The sequence below is a fragment of the Rubrimonas cliftonensis genome (assembly GCF_900107585.1).
GTDB lineage: Bacteria > Pseudomonadota > Alphaproteobacteria > Rhodobacterales > Rhodobacteraceae > Rubrimonas > Rubrimonas cliftonensis.
In genome coordinates this window covers 318178-329316 of the sequence record NZ_FNQM01000003.1, presented here as the reverse complement: position 1 = coordinate 329316, position 11139 = coordinate 318178, and the positions used below count along the sequence as shown (strand labels likewise).

Sequence of the window (11139 nt, the reverse complement as noted above, 5' to 3'; positions counted from 1 at the left end):
GAGACACGCGTCAAGGCGCGTGACGAGCGCCGCCGCTGCTGGGCGAGTGATCGGCGAAAACCTACGCCGCCTCTGACCTCAGCGCTTCCGGCGACACAACCTCACCTGCGCACAAGCCGCGCATGACCGCGTGCACCGCTGCAGCCCGGGCCGAGAGGAACGCGTCGAAGTCATCGGCCTGCAGCGCCGCCGGCGGGATCGCGTGAGACCGCAGGCGGCGGGCGACCTCCTGCGGCTCCACGCCGACCTCCTCGGCCCGTTCGGCGATGTAGACAGACGGTGGTTTGTCACCGATCGTCCGATTGGTCCGCCAGCTGACCAGTGCGCAGTTCAGCGCTGAGTAGATCAGGCGGCGGGGCCGGCCCTCTGTCTCGAGCCGCGCTCGTGGAAACAGATGATGGTACTCGCGCCGCGCGAAGTTGGATTTCGCGAAGGCTGCCTCGTCGGCGAAGTCGTAGCCGCCGATGCGCAGCGAGGCCGCCATTATCGCGCGCCCCAGCCGATCCTTGGTCTTCGGCCACCCGCCTGTCTGGAGCTCCGCGATCTCCGGCAATGGCGTCAGATTCGGATCGAGCAGATCAGGCGTCGGTCCGCCTGCGTCGCGAAAGGCGCAGAGTTGTCGGTAGTCGAGATCGGTCCGCGTTGCGCTGGTCTTCTGGTAGCGGTCAGAGAAGGCACCGGTCCAGAAGATGCGCCGCGCCAGCCGTCGGGCCAGCCCCTCGGCGTCTTTGCCTTCCGGCGCTGAGGCCCAGAAAGCGGCGAGCAGGGTCAGCAGGGGGTCAGCGGGGAGCAGACCGCCAGTGAAGATCCGCTCTTCCGCGAGAAAGTCGATAGCTCGCCGGAGGCCGCGCTCGACGTCTGGCCATAGTCGGATGAGGTCGCGTCCAAAGTCCGGCGCCAAGTAGGTCGCGCGGTTCGGCGCCTTGCCGGACAAGACTGCGCCCACCTGCATGGCGATCTCGCCGGGCTGCCCGAAATCGGCCAACTCGGGCACCGCAGCGCGAAGCCCCTCGACAAGCTCATGGAGAGACTGATCGATGGCTGCTTCAACTTGCGCAACGACGATGTCGAAGGCGGAGAGCGCAGTGTTCATCGTGTTCATCTTGATAAAGACGTCCAGCGCGGCGTCCCTGTCCGTCCCTAGCGGTAGTGACAGGAACGGGATCGAGAACCCGGCCACACGCGCGCGCAACTCCGCCCCGACCTCGCTGATCCTCAGAAGCGCCTCGACGTCATCGCAGGCTGCCGTCTTGGCCCATGTCTTCAAGTTCTGTGCGCCGGCGTCACCCGGCATCAGGACCGTGACCGGCATGAGACCGCGGGCCCAGACTTCTGCCGGATCGTCACACCAACGGGGATAGCGCTCGCCCTTGTTGCGAAAGCGGCGGATCGCGGTGACGTCTGGCTCACGGACCTCACCGATCTCCACGAAGAACGATACGTCCTCGTAGTCGCCGGTGAGGCTGCGCCAGAGCGCCGTCAGACGCTGCTGCCCGTCGAGCAAGTGATACGACGGCGTCACGGTCGGTTCTGGTGCTCCTGCGATGGGCCGCGCATGAAACGGCGGCGTGTCCCCGACCTCGAGGATCAGCAGCGCGCCGACCGGGAGCGCAGGCTTGCGCAGGATGTTTTCGAGGATGCCTTCGATCTGACTGCCGCCCCAGGCCTCGAAGCGCTGGAACCGCGGCAAGACCACCCGGCCCTCTCTTACCCAGCCGAACCATTCCTCGATCGTTCGATTGCGCGCTTCCATGCTCTGATCCCAACTGCTTCCGTCCGACGAGAATGACCGGCCTGTTGCCTCGCGGCCATGCTCAAGATGAAACGACCGGTGACGCGGCGGACGCGATCGGGGCCGCACAGCCACCACGACTATGTGCTCACTCGGCGTCACCAAGATTGGGACGCTCTGACGCTCGGAAGCTAGTGAGCTTCCGAGCGTCAACGCGATGCAGGGTCGTGTGCCATGGGATGGTGAAGCTGGCGGTGGCCAGCGTGATCTCCGGTGAGGCAGGGGTCAGCCCTCCATGTTGGCGAGGCTGACGACGGGATCATCGCTGACGGCGGCGCTTTCCAGATGCCGTCATGGGGTGGCATCGCGGGTGTGGCGGGCGTAACGGTTCACTGTCTCCTGCTCTGCCGGTTGGGGGCGCTGTAGCGGACGCAGAGGACGATGACGCAATTATAGTGGGCTGAGCGGTTGGCGAACTCACGCTCAACCACCGGCTTGTGAAGTGGGTGCGTGGCGGGGGTGGGAACGGCGGTCATACGCCGCTCAGCGCTTCGGGCCGGGAGGGGTAGGCGCGGGCGGCGTTGGGGCTGCGCCGGTGATCTTCAGGAATCCGTCGACGTCGGTCCTCAGCGCGGCGAACACCCGCTCGGCATATGCCATTGCGCGCGGCAGGTCGTTGTCCGCGACTGCCTCATCGAGCTCGCCGCGCTCGGCGCCGGCCTTGCGCAGCAGGTCGCGCGTTGCTGCGTGAAGCTTCTCGCGCTCGCCGGCGCCGGTCGCTTCGCCCCAGGTCTTGAGACCGGCGAACAGCGCCGGCGCGATCACCGCCGCGAGGGCGCCAGCGAGCAGCAACCCTGCGTGTCCGATGCCGCCGAGCACCGGCGCCGCGGCGGCCAACGCAACGACAATCGCCGTCAGCGCAGTCTGCTGGAAGGCACGGCGCCCCTGATCGGCCGTTGCTTTTTTCAGGTAGGCGACCTGTCCGTCGATCAGGTCGGCCACGAAGTAGGCCGCGCCTGCCCTGAAGCTGTCGGGGCCGAGGCGGTGGCCGATCTCGAGCGCGAGCCGTCCGCGTTCGCTTCGACCGGTCTCCGCCATTTCGCGCTGCTCACGCCACCGACCGAGGTAGTCGCGGGTGGCGAGCATGAAGGCGCTGAACCCAGCCAGCGCGACCCCGACCGCTTGGGCGAGGAGCAGCCAGAAACGCACGTCCGGGTGAGCGAGCCACGCTTTCAGGCCTTCGCTTGCGACCGGGGCGCCTTCGCCCTCCGCCCCGGTCCCGTAGAGCGACAGGGCGGCGAGGATCGCTACGCCGGCGGTGGCGGCGACGAAAAGGCGGGTCAGGCGCAGATAGGTCGCCTGCGCCGCGCGGGCGGCGGCGGCGTGCTCCTCGCGGCGGTCGTGCTCGTGGGCAAATCTTGGGTCCGCACGTATCGGGGCGAAGTCCGAGGCGTCGAGGGGGTTAGGCATGGCGGGGCGCTCCGGGATCAGGGCATGAGGTCTTCGAGGAGGCGGCCGAGGGCCGAGCGCAGGTCGGCCGCCGGCGGCTGCGGCTCGGTCGCGCCGGGCGTCAGGCGCCAGGGCATGGGCGGGCGGTCGGCCGGGTCGCAGATCGGCGCGACATCCTCAATGCCGGTCCCGGCCAACGCGATCGAGACGTCGGTATCGGGAACGCCGTTCACCCTGGGCAGGCGCGCGCAGGCGAGAGCGAAGGCGTCGCCATCGTGCAGCGAGGCGAGGTTCCACACCCGCGCCGTGTGGTCCCAAGACCCGGTGGCGAGCCACGCCCCGTCGGGCGAGAACGCGACGCTCGAGACCGAGGCCTCATGCCCGTCGAGCCGCGCGATCTCGCGCCCTGTTTCGAGGTCCCAGACCCGCGCCGTGTGGTTAGTGGACCCGGTGGCGAGCCGCACCCCGTCGGACGAGAACGCGACGCTGGTGACCCCTTCCTCATGCCCCTCGAGCCGGGCGATCTCGCGCTCCGTGGCGACGTCCCAGAGCCGCGCCGTGCGGTCCCAGGACCCGGTGGCGAGTCGCGCCCCGTCGGGCGAGAACGCGACGCTGGTGACCGAGTCCTCATGTCTCTCGAGCCGGGCGATCTCGCGCCCCGAGGCGAGGTCCCAGAGCCGCGCCGTGCGGTCATGGGACCCGGTGGCGAGCCGCGCCCCGTCGGGCGAGAACGCGACGCTTAAGACCGAGCCGCCATGCCCCTCGAGCTTGGCAATCTCGCGCCCCGCGGCGAGGTCCCAGAGCCGCGCCGTGCGATCCTCGGACCCGGTGGCGAGCCGCGCCCCGTCGGGCGAAAATGCGACGCTCCAGACCCGGTTCTCATGCCCGTCGATCCGGGCGATCTCGCGCCCCGAGGCGAGGTCCCAGAGTCGCGCCGTGCGGTCCGTGGCCCCAGTGGCGAGCCGCGCCCCGTCGGGCGAGAACGCGATGCTGTTGACGTAGTCCCCATGCACCTCGAGCCTCAAGATCTCGCGCCCCGAGGCGAGGTCCCAGAGCCGCGCCGTGTCGTCCCCGGACCCGGTGGCAAGCCGCGCCCCGTCGGGCGAGAACGCGACGCTGGCGACCCCACCCCCAAGCCCCTCGAGCCTTGCGATCTCGCGCCCCGTTTCGAGGTCCCAGAGCCGCGCCGTTTTGTCCCAGGACCCGGTGGCGAGCCGCGCCCCGTCGGGCGAGAACGCGACGCTGTAGACCGCGCTCTCATGCCCTTCGAGCCGGACGATCTCGCGCCCCGAGGCGAGGTCCCAGAGTCGCGCCGTGCGGTCCGTGGACCCAGTGGCGAGCCGCGCCCCGTCGGGTGAGAACGCGACGCTGTAGACCGCGCTCTCATGCCCGTCGAGCCGGGCGATCTCTTGCCCCGTTTCGAGGTTCCAGAGCCGCGCCGTCTCGTCCACGGACCCAGTGGCGAGCCGCGCCCCGTCAGGCGAGAACGCGACGCTATCGACCGAGCCCACATGCCCCTCGAGCCGGGCGATCTCGCGCCCCGAGGTGAGGTCCCAGAGCCGCGCCGTGCGATCATGGGACCCGGTGGCGAGTCGCGCCCCGTCGGGCGAGAACGCGACGCTCCAGACCGCGCTCTCATGCCCGTCGAGCCGGGCGATCTCGCGCCCCGAGGCGAGGTCCCAGAGCCGCGCCGTGCGGTCCCACGACCCGGTGGCGAGCAGCGCCCCGTCGGGCGAGAACGCGACGCTGTTGACCTCTCTTTCGTGCCCGTCGAGCCGGGCGATCTCGCGCCCCGTTGCGAGGTCCCAGAGCCGCGCCGTGCCGTCGAATGATCCTGTGGCGAGCCGAGCCCCATCGGGCGAGAAAGCGACGCTGCCGACCCGGTTTCCATGCCCCTCGAGCCGGGCGATCTCGCGCCCCGAGGCGAGGTCCCAGAGCCGCGCCGTGCGGTCCCCGGACCCTGTGGCGAGCCGCGCCCCGTCGGGCGAGAACGCGACGCTGGTGACGTCACCACCACCTGCAAAAAGGCGAATGGCCTCGCGCGACGCCGATACAGCCTCGCCGTGAGGCCGCGCCTGCGCGTCGAGCTGCGCCAGGCCGTCGCCGGCGCGGCGTGGCCAGGCCGCCAGCGCCAGCTTCAACGCATCGACCGGGCGGCCCTGATCCAGGGCGATGGACGATAGCGCCGCCAGCGCCCCCATCTCGTTTCGCCGCGCAGCCCACGCCTCCTGCTCCGCCTGCGCCCGCCCCTCAGCGGCTGCGATCGCCATGACGACAACCCCGCCGACCAACACCGCCAGCATGGCAGCGACCGCGCCATAGAACAGGCTCCACCGGCGATGACTCCTCCGGGCGTGATCGAGGAAGGCCTGCTCGTGCGGCAGAAGCCATGTCATCGCCTGCTCCTCAGGGCCTCAAAGGCGGTTCTGTCGGCCGTGTTGGGCAGCAGACGCGCGGCGCGGCCGCCCTCACGCCACGCTGCTGCCGCATCCGCGAGCCGCGCCAGCGCGCGCAGGTCGGGACCGGCCTCGGCGATCGCGCGCTGCAGCCACGGCCATTGCCGGATCAGCGCCTCGTGCGCGATCTCGACCGCCGCCTCGCCGACGGCCAGCAGCCGCCCGCTGGCCTCGCTCGCGAGCTTCTGCGCCAACGCCCGCCGGGCTTCGTCGAGGTCGGCGAGCGCCACCGGCCGCCGGGTGGCCCCGCCGGCGTCGCCGAGCCGGATCAGCCGGATGAGCAGCGGGAACAGGAGCGCCTGCTCGCCGGCGTCGAGCGCCTCGGTCCGCACCCGCTCGGCCTCGTGCGCCAGCGCCCCCAGCACGCCGCCGACCTCGGCGTAGGCGGCGGTCAGCCCGATCCGGTCGACCTGCGCGCGCCGCCACGACGCCGCCAGCGCCATCTGCACCAGTGCGAGATCGCCCGGCCGGTCGGAGACGTCGCGCTGGATCGCGGTCGCGAGCGCCGCCTGTTCGCCCGCATCGCCGTGGCCCGCCATCCGCAGCGGCTTGCGGACGAGTTTTTCCAGCCCCTTTGCGCCGACGACCTTTAGCCGAAGCTGCGCAGCCCCACCATCGGCGGTCAGTCGCGCGAATAGCGCGGGATGCGCGGAGAGCAGGTTGAAATAGTCCGCCCGCACCGTCAGCGCGATCCGGACCCGCCGCTGCGCGCCGGGATCGACCAGCGCCATCAGCAGCGCGATGAAGCGCTGCGCCTCGGCCGCCGGCGTCTGCGTGACCAGCTCCTCGAGCTGGTCGACGATCAGCAGCGTGTCGGTCAGCTCCGGCGGCAGGTCGCACCGCAGCGCATAGGCGGTCTCGGGCGGATGGCCGAGGTCGATGCGCTTGCGCAATCCGGCCTGCGCGTCCGGTGCTAGCCCCATGGCGCCGGCGGCCTCGGTGACGCCGCGGCGCAGGCCTTCGGTCGGGTCGCCGCCGGGGCGCATCACGACCACATGCCGCAGCGCCCCCGGCCGCTGCGGCCGGTCCGCCGGCTCGAGCAAGCCGCCGCGGAAGGCCGGCGCGAGCCCGGCGCGCACAAGCGATGACTTGCCTGCGCCGCTGTCGGCGACCACCGCGACGATGGGATGGGCGCGGAGCTTCGTGGCGAGCGCGTCCGTCTCGTCGCGGCGGCCGAAGAAAAGATGCGCGTCGCTCTCCTCCATCGCGCGCAGGCCGACGAAGGGCTCCTCGACAAGGACCGGCGCGTCGGCCCTGCCAAGTGCCGCGCGGACCAGATCGGCAAGGGCCTGATCGTCGCCCAACGGATCGCGCACCGCCTGGTGCTGGCGCGCGAAGGGCGGCAGCGCGCGCGACGCGACGCCGGGCGCGAGCGCCGGCACGAACGGGATGGCGCCGTCCCCGGTCGCCCGCGACAGGCCCACGCGCACCTCGCGCTCGACCCAGTTGGTCACGCCCCGCGATCCGACATAGACGCAGAACGCCGTCGCCTGCTCCAGCGCATCCTCGATCTGCCGTTGCCACGCCGGTCCGCCGGCCTCGAGGCCGCGGTCGACGTCGAGCCAGACGTCGAGTTGCGCCGCGCGGGCTTCAGGGGCGGCGAGGATGCGCGCCTTCAGGTCGCGGGCCGCCGCAGTGTCGGCCCCGGAATGACTGAGGAACAACAGCATGGCGCGCGCCTCGCCTCCTGCATGTCGCGCAAATCCAAGACAACGGTTGCGTGTTTACCCTTCGCTAAGCAAGCTGGAATGCGTGGTTTGCAGGGGATTTTCATGCACGGGGCGGCGGATCGGGCGCCGAGGATTTTCGTGAGCTACGCCCGCGCCGATGGCGAGGCGCTGGCGCGCGACATTCACCGCCGGCTGACCGCTGAAGAAAATCTTACGGTCTGGCTCGACCGCATCGACATGGCGGGCGGGCGGGACTGGTGGGAGCAGATCACCGGCATGCTCCGGTCGCCCATGGCGGAGCATCTGGTGCTGGTGCTCACACCCGAGGCCGTTCGATCACTCGTCGTGCGTCGAGAGTGGCGCTACGCCCTTAGGGAGGGCGTGCGCGTGACGCCGGTGATCGACCGGGCGAACAAGCCTGACCGGTCGCAGCTTCCGAAGATGATGCAGCGCGAGCATTCCAATGACCCTGCTGTGGACGAAGACTGGCGCCGTCTCGTCCGGCTGCTGGAAGGGCCGAGCGGCCAGATGCGCGTGCCCTTCATGGCGGGCGACGCGCCTGCAGGCTTCGTCGAGCGGCCGGCGGCCTATGCGGCGGTGAAGCACTCGCTGCTCGACGAACGGGGCGACGCGGTCGCGATCACGGCGGCGCTGAGGGGCGCGGGCGGCTTCGGCAAGACCACGCTCGCCCGGGCGCTCTGCCACGACGACGACGTGCAGGAGGCCTATCACCACGGCGTGCTCTGGACGACGCTGGGCGAGAGCCCCGGCGACGTGGTCGGCAGGCTCAACACGCTGACCCGCGCGCTCGCCCCCGAGGCCCGGCTCGAGAACGACCTCGACCTCGCGATCGCGGAGTGGCGCAAGGCGCTGGACCAGCGGCGCTGCCTGATCGTGATCGACGACGTCTGGCGCAGGGCCGATCTCGCACCCTTCCTGCAGGGCGGCCCCGAATGCGCCCGGCTCGTCACCACCCGCGACGCGGGAGTTCTGCCTGGCGTGGCGGTGGCGCGCATCCCTGTGGACGCGATGGACGAGACGGAGGCCGTGGCGCTGCTCGCCCGCGACCTGCCGCCGGAGAAGACGGCGCTGGCCGCGCAGTTGCGGGCGCTTTCGGAGACGCTCGGGTGCTGGCCGCTGCTGCTCGATCTCGCCAACGCGCGGCTGCGGGCGCGGATCGGCAAGGGCGCCGACCTCGCCGCGGCGCTCGACCATGTCGAGCAGGGGCTGGACCGGAAGGGCGTCGGCGCCTTCGACGCAACGAACCCGGAGGCGCGCAGCGATGCGGCGGCGGGTTCGCTCGACCTCAGCATCGAGGCGCTGATCGAGGACGAGGGACATCAGGCCGCGCTCCGGCTGGAGGCTCTGGGCGTCTTCGTCGAGGACGCTGACGTGCCGATCGCCCTGGCGACGGCCCTTTGGGAGCGCGAGGCCGGGCTCGATCCCTTCGACGGCGACACCCTGCTTGACCGGGTCGACGACCTTTCGTTCTTCGTGCGCTTCGACCGCGGCGTGGGTGTGCTGCGCCTACATGACGTGGTGCGCGCCCGCCTGCGCCAGCGGCTCGGGCCGGATCGTCTGAGGGCGCTCGACGGCGTGCTCGCGGCGGCGATCTGCGCCCGCGCCGGTGCGGACTGGGCGGCGCTGGGGACCGACGCCTACGCGGTCGCGCACCTGCCGGCGCATCTCTGGGGCGCGGGTAACGAGGCGGGGCTCGACGCCCTGCTGACCGACGCGCGGTGGCTGGGCGCGGCGCTCGACGCACACCGGCTGGCCGGGGCGGGCTGCGCGCCGCTGGTGGCGGCCTATGGCCTGCACGCGCGCACGCCCGCGGCCTTGGGCGCGGCGCGCATGATCCGGAGCTTCGCGCATGAACTAACCGAGGATGGCGGGCGCCTCGTCGTGCCGCTGCTGCTCGGCGGCGTCGACGACGACGCGCTCCGGACGCGCTGGCGCGCCGCGGCGCTGCGCCCGGCCCTGCTGCCCATGCGCGCCACGCTCGCCCCAGCAAAGAGCGAACTTCTCCGGCTGGTGCACGAAGACCAAGTCTACAGCGTCGCGTTCTCGCCCGACGGGGCGCGGCTCGCCACCGGGTCCAGGGACAACACGGCGCGGCTCTGGGACCTCGCAACGGGTCGCGAGATCGCCCGATTCGAGGGGCATGGCAAATCGGTCGCCAGCGTCGCCTTTTCGCCCGACGGGGCGCGGCTCGCCACCGCGTCCCACGACAAGGCGGCGCGGCTCTGGAACCTCGCCACGGGGCGCGAGATCGCCCGGCTCGAAGGGCATAGGAACTTCCTCAACTGCGTCGCGTTCTCGCCCGACGGGGCGCGGCTCGCCACCGGGGCCGGGGACCGCACGGCGCGGCTCTGGGACCTCGCCGCGGGGCGCGAGATCGTCCGGCTCGACGGGCATGGGGGCGATGTCGCCAGCGTCGCGTTCTCGCCCGACGGGGCGCTGCTCGCGACCGGATCCTCGGACAACACCGCGCGGCTCTGGGACCTCAACTCGGGGCGCGAGATCGACCGACTTGAGGGGCATGAGGGTAGGGTGAAGAGCGTCGCCGTCTCGTCCGACGGGGCGCGACTGGCTACCGGGTCCGAAGACGACACGGCGCGCCTCTGGGACCTTACAACGGGGCGCGAAATCGCACGGCTTGAAGGGCATCGGCTGCAACTCCTGAGCGTCGCCTTCTCACCAGACGGGGCGCGGCTCGCAACCGCTTCCTTCGACCGTACGGCACGGCTCTGGGATCTCGCCACGAAGCGCGAGATAGCCCAACTTCATGGGCATACTGGAGCAGTCTCCTGCGTCATGTTTTCGCCAGACGGCGTACGGCTCGCCACTGGGTCACACGACGGAACGGCGCGGATCTGGGATATTAAAAAGGATTACGACATTACGCCTCAAGAGAGCCATGAAGGGAACGTCTTGAGCGTCGCGTTCTCGCCCGACGGATCGCGGCTCGCCACCGGGTCCGATGACCGCACGGCGCGGCTCTGGGACCTCGCCTCGGGGCGCGAAATCGCCCGCTTCGAGGGACATGAGGCTGACATTAAAAGCGTCGCGTTCTCGCCTGACGGCAAGCGACTCGCCACCACGGGTTCTCTTGAAGGCACGGCGCGGCTTTGGGACCTCGCCTCGGGGAGCGAGATCGCCCGACTCGAGTCCAGCGAAATTGACAGCGTACGATTGCTGTCATGCGTCGTCTTCTCGCCCGACGGAGCGCTGCTCGCCATCGGGAATGGGAGCGGCCCCGTGCGACTATGGGACGTCGTCGCAGAGCAAGATATCGCGTGGGTCGATCACTACACTGGCAAGTCTGCGAGCGTTGCCTTCTCGCCTGATGGGGCACGCCTCGCTATCGCATGCGGAGGCGGAGAGGTAGAGTTGTGGCATCTCGCAACGGGGCGCAAGATCACCCGCCTCAAGGGGCACGAGAATTTTGTCAGCAGCGTCGCTTTCTCGCCCGACGGGGCGCTGCTCGCGACCGGATCCTCGGACAACACCGCGCGGCTCTGGGACCTCAACTCGGGGCGCGAGGTCGCCCGGCTTGAGGCGCATCGGAATGTAGTCACCAGTTTAGCGTTTTCGCCTGACGGAGCGCGGCTCGCGACAGGATCCTGGGATAACACGGCGCGGATCTGGGACCTCGCCTCGGGGTGCGAGATCGCCCGGCTGCCGTTCGGGGCGCATGTGCATTCGGTCGCCGTGCGCGCCGACGGCTGCATCGCCGTCGGCGACGCCGCGGGGCGCTGGCATCTGCTGGAATTCATCGCATGACCCCAGGGGACGCCCGCCGCGCCAGACAAGGGAGGCCGCCCCGCCGATG

5 protein-coding genes are annotated in these 11139 nt (G+C 70.8%); 1 reads left to right on the top strand and 4 read right to left on the bottom strand.

Annotated features, from left to right (window positions below):
- Nucleotides 1-61 precede the first annotated feature (61 nt).
- The 4 genes from BLW43_RS07055 to BLW43_RS07040 all read right to left on the bottom strand — a co-directional run bounded on the left by BLW43_RS07055 (nt 62) and on the right by BLW43_RS07040 (nt 7307).
- Nucleotides 62-1753: a DUF262 domain-containing protein gene (locus BLW43_RS07055; RefSeq protein ID WP_093250895.1), complete on the bottom strand. Its 1692-nt coding sequence runs from the start codon at nt 1751-1753 to the stop codon at nt 62-64.
- A gap of 522 nt (nt 1754-2275) precedes the next feature.
- Nucleotides 2276-3202 carry a hypothetical protein gene (locus BLW43_RS07050; RefSeq protein WP_093250894.1) on the bottom strand — a complete coding sequence of 309 codons (927 nt, stop codon included), beginning with the start codon at nt 3200-3202 and terminating at the stop codon, nt 2276-2278.
- A gap of 17 nt (nt 3203-3219) precedes the next feature.
- On the bottom strand, nt 3220-5577 hold the full coding sequence (locus tag BLW43_RS07045; RefSeq protein WP_093250893.1) for a WD40 repeat domain-containing protein: 2358 nt from the start codon (nt 5575-5577) through the stop codon (nt 3220-3222).
- Nucleotides 5574-7307 (bottom strand): nSTAND1 domain-containing NTPase, encoded by a 1734-nt coding sequence (locus tag BLW43_RS07040; RefSeq protein ID WP_093251605.1) that lies wholly within the window; start codon nt 7305-7307, stop codon nt 5574-5576. Before BLW43_RS07040 ends, BLW43_RS07045 begins: the two co-directional genes overlap by 4 nt.
- A gap of 138 nt (nt 7308-7445) precedes the next feature.
- On the opposite strand from BLW43_RS07040, the gene BLW43_RS07035 reads away from it, so the two are divergent.
- Nucleotides 7446-11090 carry a TIR domain-containing protein gene (locus BLW43_RS07035; RefSeq protein WP_175478792.1) on the top strand — a complete coding sequence of 1215 codons (3645 nt, stop codon included), beginning with the start codon at nt 7446-7448 and terminating at the stop codon, nt 11088-11090.
- The last annotated feature ends 49 nt before the right edge of the window (nt 11091-11139 follow it).